Here is a 16,510-nt window from a genome sequence, read left to right on the forward strand (position 1 = left end):
TCATGACTGATGACACCGCTGCGCCGTCTGCCTCGATCTCCGATCTGTCGGCACGTGAACTGCAGCGCTCGGTCCGCGCCCGCTGGAGTCTGCGGTTCGGCGCAATCGCGGGCTGGCTGAGCTTCCTGGGGGTGTGGTACCTGGGCTCTCACGTCCTGCTCGGAACCCTGCGCCTGCCGCCGCCCCATGTCGTTGCGGTCGAGGCTTGGCAGATCGCCTCAGGAGACGGCTTCGGCAGCACGCTGTGGACCACCACCGTACGGGTGACCGGGGGCCTCGTGCTGGCACTGCTGCTGAGCGTCGCCTTCGGCGTCGTGATCGCATACAGCAGCTGGTTCCGGCAGCTGCTCAACAGCTTCACTCGCATCTTCGTGGCGATACCCACGGTGACGCTCGCCATCCTGGCGCTCATTCTCTTCGGCGTGTCCGGCCTCGGGCCGATGTTCGCTGCCACGCTGGTCGCGACGCCCTACGTCATGTCCAACGTCGCCCAGGGCCTCACCAGCATTGATCGGCGCCTCATAGTGATGAGCGAGTCGTTCGGCCGGACGCGGGCACAGATCGTCGGCGGCGTGCTGGTGCCCTCGTCGGTGCTGGCTGTCATCGGCGGGGCACGGCAAGCGTTCGCCTTGGCCTGGCGCATCACCGTGCTGACGGAGATTTTCGCATCTGCCGACGGCATGGGCTTTCAGCTCAAACGCAGCTTCGAGAGCTACGACATGCGCGCCATGCTGGCATGGACAATGTGGATCGTGGCGCTGATGCTGATCTCGGAGAATCTGATATTCCGTCAATTGGAGCGTCGAATGTTCGGCGGCGCCCACGCGTTCATGAAGTCGCGCCGATGACGTACATGCCCGATTCAGCGCCAGTACCGGGCGGCTTCGGCGCGCAGCGACCGGCCGATGCGACGAGACGGCGCGTGGAGCGCTGGACCCGGCGGCCGTGGTTCTTTCACTTCTTGGCTGTGGCAATCCTGCTGGCAGGCTGGCACTTGCTGCTGATGCCGGTCAACCCCCGCGTCCCCAGCATTGACGAGGTGGCTGTCTTCCTGTGGACCGAAATGGGAGGCGGCTCCCATGGCGGCATGAACCGCGGCGAGTTCTGGCCGTTCTTGGGCATCAGCCTGCTGCGCTACGCAGCGGGCCTCGCGGTGGGCATCACGCTCGGCCTAGTGCTGGGCGTGCTGGTGGGCGGATCGCGCTGGTTCCGGTCGATAGTGAGCGACACGCTGCTCGTGCTGCTCGTGCTGCCAGCGGTGGTGTGGGCATTCGTCGCGTCGCTGTGGTTCGGGTTCGGCTCCGTGACGCCCGTCGTCGCCGTGGCCATCACCGCGGTTCCCCTCGTGGCGATGAACCTGAGCTCGGGAATCCGCACCCTCGACCCGGGGCTGATTGTGATGTCCGACGCGTTCGCCGTGCCGCGCGTTCGCCGCGCCATCTATCTGTTCATGGGCGGCACCGCAGTCGGCGCGGCAACGGGCGTGCGCCTTGCCGCCACGGCGGGCTGGAGCAGCCTGCTCATCGCGGAGTGGTTCGGCTCTGCCACGGGCGTGGGGTGGCGTGCGCGATTCTGGTATACCGCTTTGCGCTTCGAGGGCTTTGTGGCGTGGATCCTGCTGTTCGTGGTGTTCATCACGCTGCTCGACTGGCTGGTGCTGCGTCGGCTCGAGCGCCGGTATACGCGGTGGCAGCAGCCGCCGACACTGACCTTCGCGGAGTCCAACGACGCCTGAACGGATCTCGCTGCCCGCCCCCGGCACCGCCACTCGAGGAGAAGCACCATGGCCACCATCCTGATCGAGAACCTCACCAAGATCTACCCGCCGACGCCGATGTACCCCCAACAGGTACAGGCGCTCGGCGGGATCTCCCTGTCGGTGACCGGCAACGTCTTCGTCGCGGTGCTCGGGCCGTCGGGCAGCGGCAAGACCACGCTGCTCAACATCGTGGCGGGAACCGACACGCCCACCGCGGGCACGGTGCAGGTGGTTCAGGACGGCGTGCCCGCCCAGATCGGCTACGTGTTCCAGGAGGCGCGGCTGCTGCCGTGGCGCAGCGTGCTCCAGAACATGCTGTACGTGCAGAATCGAAAGTCGGACCGCTCCAAGCGTGAGGCGGAGTTCTATCTGTCGATGGTCGGCCTCAGCGAGGTCGCCCATTTGTACCCCGCGCAGCTGTCCGCCGGGATGCAGCAGCGGGTCGGCATCGCCCGCGCGTTCCTGGTCAATCCCGACATCTTGCTGATGGACGAGCCCTTCAGCCACATGGACGCGCTCACGGGCCGGTCCTTGCGCGACTACCTGCAACGCATCTGGCTGCACACCCGCAAGACGGCACTGTTCGTGACCCACGACGTGGGCGAGGCGATCGAACTCGCGGATCGCATCTTGATGCTCCGGCCCGGGGGGAGCGTCTTCGACGACATTCCGGTCGACCTCCCGCGGCCGCGCCGCTCCCACGACCCGGAGGTGCGTGCGATGGAAGCCGAAGTGCTGCGCCGGTTCGACGCCATGGAGGCAGCAGTGCGCTTCGGAGACCAGCAGCACTGAGGGCGCCCGCCTGCGTTCGCGATTCCAGGCGCCAGCACCAGCGCGGCGGGGCGCAGCCGCTGCGGCTGCGGCTGCGCTGGGGACGCACATGCGCGCTCGCGGCGCAGTGCGCGCTGGCGGCGGCGGCGGCGGTCATGGCATGTGCAGGCTGCGCAGCCGGCGCCGATTCGGGCGGAACGCTGGGAGATCCGAACGCCGCACAGGGCGTGGGCTACGGCGCGACGGCCGGTGCGCCGTTGTCGGATCGCCCGCAGGTGGAGGTGCTGCCGCCGGCGTCGCCGAGACTGCCGCGGCTCGATCCAGCCGCTGCGCCGCAGACCGCGCTCGGCGATCTGCGCTCGAGGTACTTGCCGGTCTGGGCACCGGTGCTGGATTGGGCGTTTCCTCCCCGCACCTGCGGCAGCGCATGGGAGCTCGACGGCATCGCGGCGCCGTCAGGTGCCGGCGGCATCGGCATCCCGCCGCACGGCGATGCCATGCAGATGACGGCGCTGGGGGTGATGCGCTATGAGTTTCTGGTGTCGCGCGCGCTGGCTGCCCCGTCGCCGCTTGCGCAGATCTGCGTGGCGGTCGGCTCGGTCGAGCCCGCACGAACCCAAGCGCTGCGCCGTCTCGCGGCAGCCATGGCCGCCGATGGGCCACGCGCGGCTCGCATTGCCTTTCCTGAGGAGGTCACCGTGGTCGCGCTCGGGCCGGGTGCGGCACTCGCTGTCTCGTGCATGCCAGGGGGCGCTGCGCCGGGCAGCGTGCGTGATCAGACGCTCCGGTCGCTTGACGCACCGGCCGACCCGCTGCTTCGCGCAGATGCCGGCCCTGCACGCCTGTCGGCCTATCTGCTGCTGATCTCGGTGGGCCAGGAGGACGCCGTCACCGACGTGTCCTATCGTGTGTCGCAGGTCGCCGCACAGGAGGCCGCCGACTGCGCCGGCTTGGCCGGCTGGGCGGCCGACTGGGAGGACTATGTGGCAGCACGCAGGGCTGAGGGACAGGTATGGGCGCCGCGCCGGGCAGTGGTGACGGTGACGGAGCTGTGCGTCCCGGCGGCGTCGACACTGCCCGCGAACGGCCCGGAGTGCCCGCTGGACTGGGTGCGGTGACCCGAGCGGTGCTCGGGGGTACCGTCGGCTGGCTCATGAGGGTCATGTGCGGCGCGGCGCTCGCCGTGGCGCTCGTGCTGTCGCCGTGGGCGTCAGTGCTGCCGGGTGACGCGCAGGGGCGTTTCGGCGAGACGCCAGCCGCGGCGCAGACCCCGGCAGTGGTCTCCGGAGAGGCCGACGTTTGTCCCGAATACTCCTACGGCAGCAAAACGTTGGTGTCGAAAGAGGACGACCACGACAGGTCGTTGTGCGTCTTGAACCTGGACAGATGCCCGGTGAGCCCGCTCGACGTGCACGGTGTGAACGGTGTGAACGGCAAGCGCTTCATGCAGCACTCCATTGTCTATGTGTCGATGTGCGAGGATGCTGCCAACGAGAATGGCTTCGTCGACCCGGTGCAAGAGACGCCCAGTCTGACCTATCCGGACGCCGATCACCCGCTGAAGCTCTGCGAAGAAATGACCGGCGCGTTCGTCAGCAAGGAAGACTCGGTATGCCGGATCACCATGCCTGCGAAGTGCCCGGCGACAGTCGGACGGGTCGTTGCCGAGGACGATGCCGAGCCGGTCAGCCCTACGCCGGCAGGCCCTGAGCAGTGCCGGGTGTACTTTCGCCGCACTTGGACTTGCCCGGTCGGCGCTACGCCTTGGAACAGCTTCAATACCTGCTACACCGCTCCGACGGAGCGGGCGGATGAGGCTGATCATCCGGCGTGCAGCGGCGTCACCCAGTCTTTTCCCGTCGGGTTGAGCTGCGATGACTACGTCGGCGACGACTTCATGCGAGTGCCGACAGCGAGGGACTGCTCGAGCTTCGTCACCGGCGACCCCGGCGACCCCAATTCATCCGCGCTGAGCAACTACAGCAGCAACTACAGCAGCAACAAGTACTGGTGCATGTACGACCGCGTGCTGCTCGAGTTCGACTGCCGAAAGCAGGGTGCAAAGCAGGGTGACTCGTGCTCCCGCGTCGACGCGCTGTGCATCAAGCGGGCGAGCAGGGTCGCAGGGTGCGATGCAGTGGCCGACGCCATCCGCTGCCGGGGCATTCAGGCCAGGTTGGCAGAGAATCCTGACATGACGGCCCACGATGCCTACGCCGTCGGGTGCGCACCATGCATCGTACTGCCGTTCAGGCCGACACCGTCCGAATGCCCGGAAGACTACGACAACGAGATGGATCGACAACCAGGGCCGCGGGTGCTGGCGCATCCGAGCTTTAACTCTCTCAGGACACAGTTCGCCCAAGCTTTCCACACACAGAGGGACTGGTTCTACGGCGCAGGCGAACCGTGTCGGGTGTACAACGACAAGATCGGTGATCCTGATGTAGTCCTGACAACGATTCAGAACGATTGGGACACGTGCGCGAAACAGGGCGCCTGCCTCGACCCGCCCACGGGTCGCTTGACCCTCGTCTCGACGCACCAATCGGGCAATGCGATAGTGAACTCACCGGTCATCATGACGTTGACGAATGCCGTGCAAGGGATTGTTTCGCAGCATTATCAGTACGACGGCGATAAGGGGCTGCACATAAGACGCTACACACGGTACGTCTATGGCGACAGCGACCATCGCCACCGCACCGTTTGGACATGGTTCGTCCCTGAAGACGTGGAACACAGGACAGTCCGGGAATTGGTGAGCAGGGGAATGTGTGTGATTCACCCCGACCCCGATGAAGCACCGCAGTATCACTTCCATATCCGGGAGTTGTGGCCAGACAGGCCCGAGGACCGGGAGCGGATCGAGGAATTGTTCGGCGAGCATGCGTTGGTGTGGTGGGACGGTCTCGCGACGGACGATGAGCGGCAGAAAGTCACGCGGGCACGCGGGTTCAGCTTCTGGGACGAGCTCGGCAATGCCGAGGCTGAAGATCAGGAGGAACGTGCGCGCCAGGCGACGCTGCGTTGCGTACGTGGTGCCACGGTCTCGTGCAGGTGGACGCCGACTCGCGCGGGCTACTACGAAGTGCGAGGCGACGTCGCCTGGAAAATGATGAAGTTGCAACCATCGCATAAGTGGCGCCAGCCTTCTGAACGGGATGAGTTGCACGACTTATTCGCCAGCTTGAAGTCCGACGGCTGTCCCGAGGGACTTTCGGATGCTGCCCGCGTCCAGGATCGTGACTGCATTGCGAAAGACCTCCAAGATTGGGGTCTCACGGCAGACGACGCAGGCCTTGCAGACGGTCTGGTCGGCTTGAAGCCCATCGATGGCGGTGACGACTACCTCCTAGAGAAGCATCCCGACTCCACCCTGCGCCTGGCATGCCCGTCTCCGGACCTGCGCATCAGATGCCCTAGCGTCGGCGGCGGCGCCGTTGCGATGAACTGGGCAGAGTTGCCAACGGTTGGCATTGTGGTGTACGACGGCCGTGTGGTCCCGCGGTCGGTCAGCGGCCGCTGACGCTGAGACCGTCGCTGCACCGGACCGCCGCCTTTCCGCTACTGTCTGATTCCCTCGCTGTTCCTGAAACAGAGGTTGGCAGGGGCGCGATGGAGTGAGCTTCCTGCGCAGATCAGTCCCAAGGAGAGGATGAGTTGATGACCTTGCCCAGATGTACCCGAGCGCTCGCCGCGCTGTTCGCGTTCGGCTTGGCGGTCGCCGCATGCGGCGATGACGAGACGGGACTCGCTCCCGCGATCGTCGAAGACGTATCGGCCGACGCGGCCGACGACGCCGGCACGGCCGCAAGCGAGCCGAGCGAGACAGACGAAGCCGAACCGGAGACCGCTGAAGAGCAGGACGACGGCTCGGCCGACTTGGGACAGGTGACGATCGGGGAGGCCGCGAACTGCGCAGCGGACCTCCCGCCGGTGGAGCGTGGCACATACGCCCCGAGCGGCGACTTCAGCTATGCGATCTCGATCGCCGTCAATTCGCTGAACCCCCATGACGACCAGACGCCTGCGACGTTCGCCTACTACTCCTGGATATATGAGGGCCTGGTGCGCCAGGACGCCGGCGGGCACGTCGTGCCGTGGCTGGCGCAGTGCTGGGAGACGAACGACGACGGCAGCGAGGTGACCTTCTACCTGCATGAGGGCATCACGTTCCACGACGGCACGCCATTCGACGCCGACGCCGTGGTCGCCAACGTGGAGTTCGTGAAGACCGCGGGGCCGCCGCAGGTGATCCCGCCGGTTGCGGGGCAGCTCGGCATCGTGGACAGCGTGGAGTCAATCGATGAGCACACGGTGAGGTTCAATCTGGCGGCGCCGGGCGAGATCCTCCTGCTGAGCGGGCTGATCCGCAACTCGGGCCTGATGGTGTCGCCGGCGTCTCTGGGCGACGCGGCGGCGTCACCGGTGGGCACCGGCCCGTATGCGTGGGCCAGCTCGAACCCGGACTTCACTCAGAACGATCTCGTCGCGTACGCCGACTACTGGCGGCCGGGCCTGGTGGGGCTGGAGACCGTCCGGCTGGAGGCCGCGATCGACCAGGTCGCCCGGCTCGACTCGTTCAATGCCGGCCAATACGACGTGGCGGTGGTGCGGCTCAACGATCTCGACTTGTTGACCACCGGCGGCACCTCGCGCAATTCCACGGTGCGCATCGGATTCGTGGTGGCCGACTGGACCGGTGAGGAGGTCCCGCAGCTCGCGAAACGCGAAGTGCGCTGTGCCATGGCCCAGGCGCTGAACCGCCAAGGCATCCAGGCGCAGCTGAACGACCCCGACGCAGTGAACAACCAGTTCGCGACCGGGCCGTCCGACTACGCCTGGATCGACGATCTCGACGTTCCCGAGTTCGACATCGAGGCTGCCGAGGCGCGCTTCGCGGCTACCGGCGAAGAGGGATTCACGTTCACCAACGGCCACCTGCCGGCCGGCTTCTGGCCCGTGCTGTCTTCGGCCTGGGGCACTGCGCTCGCGGAGCTGGGCATCACCATGCAGAACGAGGCGCTCGACCCGCCCACCGGCGGCGAGATGTTCGGTCGGCTCGCCCAAGGCGTCCACCCGGTGCAGATCATCCCGTTCAACGAGCCGAATGCCCTGATGTCGCTGGTGGCACGGACAGGCACTGCAGCGTTCAACCCGTCGAAGGTCAGCCCCGAGGGTGTGGTGGAGCTGGTGGCTGCGGCGAGGGGCAAGAACTTCGCCGACGGCGAGGCCGATGTTGCGGCGGCGTGGAAGATCATGCTCGAGGAGTGCATCTTCATCGTCAACAACACGCTGACGACCGTGGTGGCCTATCAAGACAACATCGGCGGCGTCCACCACACCCAGGGCCTGCCTATCCACTTCTGGCCGCACGGCGTCACCAAGGGCTGAGCGCCTGCGACTCGGATTCGCACCGTGATGTGCCGGGGCTGCCTCCCGGAACCGGCGGCCCCGGCACATCGCACCTACCGAACGGACTGAGGGGACCACGTGGCGCGGTACATCGGAATCCGCCTGTTGGCGATGATCCCCTTGCTGTTCGCCATCGCCGTCATCTCCTTCGCCATCGCCGTCGCGATGGAGGCCCGCGGCTCGATCGCCGGCTCGGTCTGCGGCGAGGGCGCAACCATCGAGTGCATCGCGTCGGTGGAGCGCCAGCTCGGGCTGGACGATCCGATACCGATCCGGTTTGTGCGCTGGCTTGCCAGTGCCGTCACCGGTGACCTCGGCACGTCGTTGACCAATGAGAGCGTCTCGGTTTCGAGCCTTATCGCGGACCGCATCGGGCCGACGCTGAGCATCGTGGCCTACAGCCTCGTCATCGGCGTGGCTGCGGGGATGGCGATGGGCATCGTGTCGGGAGTGCGGCCCGGTGGCGGGGCCGATCGAGCAATCTCGATCGCCTCAGCGGCGCTGATCGCTGCTCCCGGGTTCGTGTTGGCGATGCTGCTGTCGTGGTGGCTGGCCGTGAAGTGGGGCTGGCTCAGCCCTGCCGGCTACACCCGGCCCAGCGAGAGCATCACCGGGTGGATCAGCAGCATCACGCTGCCGGCCATCGGCCTGGCCCTGCCGACTGTCGCGCTGGTGCAGCGCCAGCTCCGCAGCTCGATGAGCAACGCCCTGCAGTCGCGCTATGTGCTTGCCGCCCGCGCACGCGGCATCAGGCGAACATCGCTGATCGGGGAGCACGCGCTGCCCAATGCGATGATCCCGACGGTCACCGCGATCGGTTTCCGGGCCGCTGCGGCGCTCGGGCTGACGTTCACGGTGGAGGTGGTGTTCAACATCAACGGGATGGGCACACTGCTCACCAACGCCATCCAGACCCGCAACGTGACCGTGCTGCAGGGCTCGATGCTGGTCGTTGGCATTGTGGTGCTCGTCGTCAACCTGCTGGTCGACATCAGCTACGGGCTGCTGAACCCCAAGGTGAGGCTGGAGCGATGAGCGACGCCGCGGGCGCGCTGGCAGCATCGGCGCCGAGGCCGCCCGTGGCTGCGAGTCCGCGGTCGCGGTTCTGGATGCGAATGTTCCGCAGCCCGCTGACCGTGGCGGCGATGGCATGGGTGACGCTGCTGCTGCTGGCGTGGCTGTGGCCAGGGCTGCTGGCGCCCCACGACCCCTACGCCGGCGATGTCACGCTGACGCGGACGTTCGAGGGCCCGAGCTGGGATCACTGGCTGGGAACCGACGGGACGGGGCGGGATCTCTACAGCCGCGTCGTGCACGGAGCGCGGTTCGCCGTGAATTCGATCCTGATCGCGATGGTCGTCGCCATCGGGCTCGGCGTGCCGGTGGGCCTGTTCTCGGGCTGGCGAGGCGGTCGCACCGACCGCATCGTGATGTGGATCAACGACGTGCTGTTCTCGCTGCCGATCGTGCTGCTGGCCATGGCGGTCATCATCATCCTGGAGCCGAGCCTTCCCTCAGCGATGCTCGGCGTCGGCATCGCCATGGCGACGCGGTTCGCGCGCCTGACCCGCGCGGTGACCCTCGCGGAGAAAGAGGAGATGTACGTCGATGCCGCCCGTATCACCGGGCTGTCGCCCGCGACGATCCTGCGCCGCTACATCACGCCGAACCTGCTGCCGTCGCTCATCGTGCAGGTCGCGATCATCTCGGGCGCCGTCATCCTCATTGGCGCCACGCTGAGCTTCCTGGGCATCGGCGCCAAGCTCGACGACCCCGACTGGGGCGTCATGCTGGCCCGGGCTCGCTTCGATTTTCGTCTGGAGGGAATCTGGCAGATCGTTCCTGCAGGCGGGGCGCTGGTGCTCACGGTGCTGGCGTTCAACCTGCTCGGCGATGGCATCCGTGACTCGCTCGGCCGCGATGCCGCCAACAGCTCGCTGACAGTCCCGCGCCAGGTTGCGCTGCCGCCGGTGGTGCAGCTTCACGCCAACGGTGCCGTGCTGTCGATCCGGGATCTCGCCGTCGGGTTTCCCGCAGCCGGAGGCACCGTCAACCGGGTGCTGTCGGATGTGTCGCTCGAGGTGTACCCGGGCGAGACGCTTGGCGTGGTCGGCGAGTCGGGCTCGGGCAAGAGCATGACGATGCTCGCGGCGCTCGGCCTCACGCCCGCGCCCGGGTACCTGAGCCAGGGCAGCATCTCGTTCGACGGCCGCGAGGTCACGTTCCTGCCTGAACAGGAATGGCAGGAGATCCGCGGGCGCGACATCGGCGTGATCTTCCAGGAGCCGGTTGCCGCGCTCAACCCTGCACTGCGGGTCGGGCGGCAGCTGATGCAGTCGCTGCTGGTGCACACCGACATGTCCAGATCGCAGGCGCGGGCGCGGGCCGCCGAGCTGCTGGCTGAGGTGCAGGTTCCCGATCCGCAGCGGCGGCTCGATCAGTACCCGCACGAGTTCTCCGGCGGCATGGCGCAGCGGGTGGGCATCGCCATGGCGCTGGCCTGTGAGCCGAAGCTGCTCATCGCCGACGAGCCCACGACCGCGCTCGACGTCACCGTCCAGGGTCAGATCCTCGACCTGATGGCTGAGATTCAACAGCGCCACCAGATGGCGGTGATCCTGATCACGCACGACCTCGGCGTCATCGCGGACGCCGCCGACCGTGTGCTGGTGATGTACGCCGGCCAAGTGGTGGAGACGGCGAGCGTGTCGACGCTGTTCTCGCGGCCGCGCCACCCCTACACGCGGGCGTTGCTCGACACGATGCCGCAGAGCCACCGCGTTCACGGCGACCTCCCGGTGATCGGCGGCGTCGTGCCGTCTGCTGCTGCGTGGCCGGACGGGTGCAGGTTCGCGCCGCGCTGCGAGTTCGCGACCGAGCGGTGCCGCACGTCGGTGCCGCTGCTGGAAGCCGTGGGCACCGATCTGGTGCGCTGCGTGCGCCATGCCGAGTTCGAGTTCGGCCCGCCCGCGGAGACGACCGCATGACAGTGCCGTTCCTCGAGGTGGAGAACTTGCACGTGCACTTCACCGGCAGGCAGCGGCTGTTCCGCCAGACGATGCCGACGGTGAAGGCCGTCAACGGCATCAGCTTCGTGATCGAGCCGCATCGCACCTTCGGCCTCGTGGGCGAGTCGGGCTCGGGCAAGTCCACCGTGGCGCGGGCGATCCTGCAGCTCACTGACGTCACGGCGGGCACGATCCGGCTCGACGGGGCGGACGTCACCCATGTGCCGCGGGAGGCCGAGCTGGCGTTCCGCAAGCGGGTGCAGGCTGTGCTGCAAGACCCGTATTCCTCGCTGAACCAGGTGCACCAGGTGCGCACCATCGTCGGCGACGGCATCACCCGTCATTTCGGCATCAAGCCGAGCGCCGAGCGCGAGCAGCGCATCGTGGCGTTGCTCGATGAGGTCGGCCTAGCCGACGAGTTCCTCGACCGATACCCCTACGAGATGTCCGGTGGGCAGCGCCAGCGGGTCTCGATCGCGCGGGCGCTGGCAGTGGAGCCGGGTCTCATCATCGCGGACGAGGCCACGAGTGCCCTTGACGTGTCCATCCAGAGCCAGGTCATCAACGTGCTGCGACGGGTGCAGGCCGACACCGGCGTGGCATTCCTGTTCATCGGGCACGATCTCGACGTGGTCCGCCACGTCAGCGATGACGTCGGGGTGATGTACCTCGGCTACCTGGTCGAGCAGGGTGCCGCCGAGGGGGTCTACGACCTGCCGGCCCATCCGTACACCGAAATGCTCATTGCATCGGTGCCGGTGCCCGACCCGGCTGCGCAGGCCGAGCGCAGAGCGCTGCGACAGACGTTCAAGAAGGATGCCGAGCCGCCGAGCCCGGCTGACCTGCCGCCTGGCTGTCCCTTTGCGAACCGGTGCCCGGTGGCGATGGACATCTGCACGGAGCTCATGCCCGACGCCACCGCTGCCCGGCACGGGGGCTACGTGCGCTGCCACCTGCACACCAGCGGCCCGGTGCTGGCCGGCGAGTCGGTCGTTCCCTACATCCGATCGGCATCGGCAGCGAGGTAGGCGACAGTGCGACCCGACCCGTCCGCATCGAGGCCGCAGACGCCGCCCGATGACGAGCTGATGGACGGTTCGGATACAGCCGCTTCGGAGGCACTGCGCTCGATCGATCACCTCTTTGCTCGGCAGTTCGTCGATCTGACTGACCGAGTCTGTGTTGCCGTCGGCTATGGCGTGTCGACATTCTCGTTCGTGCTCGGCGACACGGGCATCGTGGCCGTCGATTCCGGATCGCTGCCCGGCGAGTCAGCGGCCGCCATCGCCGAGCTGCGTACCCGCACCGACCTCCCGATTCTCGGCCTCGTCTACACCCACGGACATCCGGATCACACCGGCGGCGCGGCCGCATTCTTGGACGAGAACCCCGATATCGAGATCTGGGGCATCGCTCGCTTCGGTGATGAGGCTCGTCGATTCGGCCGCAACGGCGCTCACGTTGCCCGCCAGCGCGGGCTCCGGCAGGCCGGGTTCCTGCTGCCCCCCGAAAAGCGCATCAACAACGGCATCGCGTCGGCGATCTATCCCGAAGAGGGGACGCTCGCACAGGGCCCTGCCGGCGGCCCCGATCCGAGGGCGCTGCCGAATCAAACCTTTGAGACACGGGCCACCGTCTCGCTCGGCGGCGTCACCTTGGAGGTGTCGTACAACCCCGGCGAGACCGACGACCAGATCATGACGTGGTTCGCCGACCAGCGGGTGGTGTTCGCCGGCGACAACATGTACCGGTCCTTTCCCAACCTGTACGCGATCCGCGGCACCCAGTACCGCGACGTGCGAGATTGGTGCGAGTCGGTCGACCGGATCCGGGCAATGCAGGCCGAGCACTTGGTGTTGGGCCACACCATTCCGTTCTCGGGAGCGGCCGAGGTGGATCGAGCGCTCGATGTCTACAGCCGGGGGCTGTGGCACGTCTACAACCAGACCATCGCTGGCATGAATGACGGCAAGACGCCGGACGAGCTCGCTCACGAGGTGACCCTGCCGCCTGACCTTGCCGCCGATCCCTTGCTCGGCGAGTACTACGGCAACGTGAGCTGGGGTGTGCGCGCGATCTACAGCGGCATCCTCGGATGGTTCGACGGCGATCCGGCCCACATGAACCCGCTCCACCCTCGGGACCGGGCCGGGCGAGTGGCGGCGCTGGCCGGGGGGGTCGACGTGCTGTTCGAACGGGCGAGCGAGGCGCTCGCCGCGGGCGAGGCACAGTGGGCTGCCGAGTTGGCCGACATGGTGCTGGCCCTCGGCCACCGGGCACACGAGGCGCTCGTGCTCAAGGCCGACGCCGTCGACGAACTCGCCTACAACATGGTGACGGCAACCGGCCGCAACTATCTCCATACCTGCGCACAGGAGTTGCGGGCCGAAGCAGCCTCGATGATCGAGGACCCGAGCAGCTAGACGCCACCGGAGGCCCGCCGCGAGCGGTCGCGGCCGGATTCGACGATGGTTGCGCACGATCGGCAGAGCCGCCGCGAGCGGTCGTGGCCGGATTCGACGGTGGTCGCGCACGATCGGCAGAGCCGCCGCGGTGTCGTCCTCAGGGACCTCCGGGCACGAAGCCGTCGATGTCGTACGTCTCGTACGTCGGGCGGAGGTTCAGCCTGTTGCAATCTTCGCCGACGATTTCGGCAGCCGCCGCGGCGCCGCTCAGCGGGAAGATGGCCCGCCACACAAGGGTCTCAGTCTCCTCCTCCGACGGCACGTCCTGTGCTTCATCGTCAGCAGTCTGGTCCTCTTGCTCTTCCTGGACGACATCGCGTGCAGTCTCGATCCACAGCTCGAGCGGCCGGCCGAAACGTGTCGTGCCTCTGGCGCCGAACACGCTCGGGATATCGCCGACCTCGGTCGCCGAGAAAGCGTCGAGATCTTCCGCCCCGTCATCTGGGTAGAAGGCAACTCGCGTCGGGTCAGCACCCTCGATGAGCAGCCCCTGCTCCGCCGTCGTGAGTTCCTCCCCAAACTCAGCCGCTGGCCATGCTCGCGTCGCCGACGCGTATCGTGCAACCGGCAGCACCCACAGTCTCGCCCTGAAGCCGCGCCACTCCTCCTCGATGGTGTAGGACGGCAACTGCACGTACATCTCGACATCGAATTCGCCCTCGCCGACCCATCGGCACACCAAACCGACGACGCCTTCGCCCGCGGTTGCATCTTCGCTCTCGGCGTCATCGCTGCCGGAGGCATCTTCGCTCGAGCGGTCATCGCCGTCGAGCGTGATGCTCTCGTCGCCGGTCGATTCTCGGCTGATGACTCGGCTGGCACACGAGCCGTCTCGGAGCCGCGACACCGTCCACTCGCCCAATGTCCTCTCGGCACAGACATCGGATGACAGCGCGTCCTCGCCCGCCGACGGGACCTCGTCGGCCAGTTCTGTGGCCAACTCTTCGAAGATCTCATCGACCGCCTCGTCAATCGCAGTCTCGAGGCCCGATTCCTCGAAGATCTCATCGACCAGTGTGTCGAGAGCGGCCTCAGCTTCGTATTCTTCGGCGATCGACACAACGAACGGTGCGCGCGTCGTGGTCGTCGCCGGCACCGGCGCAGGCTGCGATGTGCTCAGTGTCTGCTGCACAGCCGGTTGGTCGTTTCCGAACAGGCCGCATCCGGCTGCAAGCAGCGCAGCCGATGCCAGCATGGCGATCCGACAGGCAGCACAGCAGGGTCCGGACATCGCCGTTCGCACGTCAGCGGTGGTCGTGCGACGCCGTCGCAGCAGGCAGCGCGGCCGCTCGTCGAATCGCGTTCATTGCACCTGACAATACGGCGTGCTGCGAACGGGCACACGCTCTGCACCATTCCGACCCGACTCCGGGCGGCTTCCTGCTGACCGGTTCGACGAACTTCCTGACGGTTCCGGTGTTCTCGGAGTCGCTGGCGGGCCGAGCAGTGTTCTTCGACCTGGCGCCGTTCTCGCAGGTCGAGATGGAAGGCACTGGCAACGGGTTGTTGACCTTCTTGCTCGATGACGGTCGCGCCCAAGCGACCGCGACCCAGGAGCTCTTGCATGCCGCACCGTCAGCAGTGACCCGGGCCGACTATGCCGACCGCATCTGTCGCGGCGGCTATCCCGAAGCAATCAGCTTGGGGGAATCAGATCGCAGGCTGTGGTTCGACGCATACGTGCATACCGCTGTGACCCGCGACATCGTCGAGGTCACAGGGGCTCGACGGTCCACCGAGCTGGCGCGCCTGCTGCGAGCGGCCGCGGCCAGGACGGCCTCAGAACTCGTGATGCGCGACATCCATCGCGACCTGGAGTTGGGCAGCATCGACACCACTGCCGACTACCTGTCGTATCTGGAGATGACGCACCTCGTCACCCGCATGTCCGGCTGGGCTACCGGCGCGGCCACACGCGCCAAGCGCCGCCCGAAGGTCCATGTCAACGACACCGGGCTCGCGACGGCGCTGCTGGGGCTCACCGCGAAGTCGCTCCTCTGGGAGATCTGACCCCGCCGCCCCGGCAAGCCCTCTCGAGACTTCGCGGGCCATTCCTGAGCAGGACGGCTCAGCAATCTGAGCGCAGTCGCTCGGCGAGCCAGTCGGGAGCGAGGGCGCCCTTGTGGGATATGAGGCTGATGGCCCACCGGGGTGGTGGCTGGGTGGGGTCGGTGAGGTGGGGTGTCATCGAGGTGCGTTTGCCGACGGCTTCGACCAGGTAGGCGGCCGCGTCGGCGGCTTCTCTGGCGGTCGTGTCGCTCGCGCCGGCGGCCGGCGCTGCTTGCACCAGACCCTTGAGCCGGGCGACGTCGTCGGGCAGATCGGCGAGCAACGCCTCGATGACGGGCATGGGAACAGGTGCGTCGAGCACGACGGTCTGCGATTCGAAGAGCTCCTCCACGACGTGCCATCTGGAAGCAGCGGCCGCCTCGGGCGCCGGCCGTTCACGGATGTCGGCCGCGTCATCGGCCGATCGGGGGCCGAGCAGCACATCGATGGGCACCGCAGCTCGACTCGCCCGCACAACAGTGGCGCCGGCCGCGAGCCCTGCCAGCCAGTGGCACAAGTCGTCGGCTTTGTCGGCATCGTCGAGCAAGTCGATCTTGTTGACCACCAGCAGGTCTGCGGCTGCAAGCTGCATCCGCACGGTGTCGGCCACCCAGCGGTCATTGGCTTGGCGGCGGACTTGCTCGGCATCTGCCATCACCACCACGGCGTCCAGTCGCAACCCGGGCGTGTGGCCATAGGCCGCTATCTGGATCGGGTCGGCGACACCGCTGGCCTCGATGAGCAGGCGTTGCGGCAGTGCGCCCGCCGAGCGGATCTGCATGAGTGCGGCGGCGAACCCGTCGGCGAGCGTGCAGCAGATGCAGCCGTTGGCCAGCGTCAGCTTGTCGCTGTCGGCGGCCACGATCAGGTCTTCGTCGATGGAGATCTCGCCGAAGTCGTTGACGATCACGGCGATGCGCTCGTCGGACGAGCGCAGCACATGGTTCACCAGCGTCGTCTTGCCCGCGCCCAGGTACCCGCCGACGACGTTCATGGGAAGGCGCTGAGTGCTCATCTACCGCTCATCTTGCCTGTGCCCG

Annotated in this window: 13 protein-coding genes; 11 read left to right on the forward strand and 2 right to left on the reverse strand. The window is 67.2% G+C overall.

Going from position 1 to position 16,510, the window contains the following annotated elements:
• The first annotated feature begins 2 nt into the window (after positions 1 to 2).
• The 10 genes from ACOGW9_RS09385 to ACOGW9_RS09430 all read left to right on the forward strand — a co-directional run bounded on the left by ACOGW9_RS09385 (position 3) and on the right by ACOGW9_RS09430 (position 13,379).
• A complete protein-coding gene (locus ACOGW9_RS09385) occupies positions 3 to 848 on the forward strand; it encodes an ABC transporter permease (protein WP_419910573.1) in 846 nt (281 codons plus the stop codon).
• The gene (locus ACOGW9_RS09390; protein WP_419910575.1) at positions 845 to 1,735 is read left to right on the forward strand and encodes an ABC transporter permease; all 891 of its coding nucleotides are present in this window, start codon (positions 845 to 847) and stop codon (positions 1,733 to 1,735) included. Before ACOGW9_RS09385 ends, ACOGW9_RS09390 begins: the two co-directional genes overlap by 4 nt.
• A 48-nt stretch (positions 1,736 to 1,783) precedes the next feature.
• The gene (locus tag ACOGW9_RS09395) at positions 1,784 to 2,551 is read left to right on the forward strand and encodes an ABC transporter ATP-binding protein (protein WP_419910577.1); all 768 of its coding nucleotides are present in this window, start codon (positions 1,784 to 1,786) and stop codon (positions 2,549 to 2,551) included.
• Positions 2,552 to 2,685: 134 nt separating this feature from the next.
• On the forward strand, positions 2,686 to 3,648 hold the full coding sequence (locus ACOGW9_RS09400; RefSeq protein ID WP_419910579.1) for a hypothetical protein: 963 nt from the start codon (positions 2,686 to 2,688) through the stop codon (positions 3,646 to 3,648).
• A gap of 65 nt (positions 3,649 to 3,713) precedes the next feature.
• A complete protein-coding gene (locus ACOGW9_RS09405) occupies positions 3,714 to 6,059 on the forward strand; it encodes a hypothetical protein (RefSeq protein ID WP_419910581.1) in 2,346 nt (781 codons plus the stop codon).
• A gap of 137 nt (positions 6,060 to 6,196) precedes the next feature.
• The gene (locus ACOGW9_RS09410; protein WP_419910583.1) at positions 6,197 to 7,927 is read left to right on the forward strand and encodes an ABC transporter substrate-binding protein; all 1,731 of its coding nucleotides are present in this window, start codon (positions 6,197 to 6,199) and stop codon (positions 7,925 to 7,927) included.
• A gap of 99 nt (positions 7,928 to 8,026) precedes the next feature.
• Entirely contained in the window at positions 8,027 to 8,983 is a 957-nt protein-coding gene (locus ACOGW9_RS09415) for an ABC transporter permease (protein ID WP_419910585.1), read from the forward strand.
• Positions 8,980 to 10,935 carry a dipeptide/oligopeptide/nickel ABC transporter permease/ATP-binding protein gene (locus ACOGW9_RS09420; RefSeq protein WP_419910587.1) on the forward strand — a complete coding sequence of 652 codons (1,956 nt, stop codon included), beginning with the start codon at positions 8,980 to 8,982 and terminating at the stop codon, positions 10,933 to 10,935. The genes ACOGW9_RS09415 and ACOGW9_RS09420 overlap by 4 nt, the downstream gene beginning before the upstream one ends.
• Positions 10,932 to 11,984, forward strand: coding sequence for an ABC transporter ATP-binding protein (locus ACOGW9_RS09425; RefSeq protein ID WP_419910589.1), 1,053 nt, complete (start codon positions 10,932 to 10,934; stop codon positions 11,982 to 11,984). The genes ACOGW9_RS09420 and ACOGW9_RS09425 overlap by 4 nt, the downstream gene beginning before the upstream one ends.
• Before the next feature lie 6 nt (positions 11,985 to 11,990).
• Positions 11,991 to 13,379, forward strand: a complete 1,389-nt coding sequence (locus ACOGW9_RS09430) for an alkyl sulfatase dimerization domain-containing protein (protein WP_419910591.1) — start codon at positions 11,991 to 11,993, stop codon at positions 13,377 to 13,379.
• Positions 13,380 to 13,518: 139 nt separating this feature from the next.
• Here the strand turns inward: ACOGW9_RS09430 and ACOGW9_RS09435 are convergent, their stop codons facing one another.
• Entirely contained in the window at positions 13,519 to 14,517 is a 999-nt protein-coding gene (locus ACOGW9_RS09435; protein WP_419910593.1) for a hypothetical protein, read from the reverse strand.
• An 89-nt stretch (positions 14,518 to 14,606) separates the two neighbouring features.
• Between ACOGW9_RS09435 and ACOGW9_RS09440 the strand changes: the two genes are divergently transcribed.
• Positions 14,607 to 15,431, forward strand: a complete 825-nt coding sequence (locus tag ACOGW9_RS09440; protein WP_419910595.1) for an ATP-binding protein — start codon at positions 14,607 to 14,609, stop codon at positions 15,429 to 15,431.
• 58 nt (positions 15,432 to 15,489) lie between these two features.
• Here the strand turns inward: ACOGW9_RS09440 and ACOGW9_RS09445 are convergent, their stop codons facing one another.
• Positions 15,490 to 16,485: a CobW family GTP-binding protein gene (locus ACOGW9_RS09445; RefSeq protein ID WP_419910597.1), complete on the reverse strand. Its 996-nt coding sequence runs from the start codon at positions 16,483 to 16,485 to the stop codon at positions 15,490 to 15,492.
• Positions 16,486 to 16,510: the final 25 nt, after the last annotated feature.

Source organism: Candidatus Poriferisodalis sp. (genome assembly GCF_965203655.1).
Classification (GTDB): Bacteria; Actinomycetota; Acidimicrobiia; order Acidimicrobiales; family Poriferisodalaceae; genus Poriferisodalis.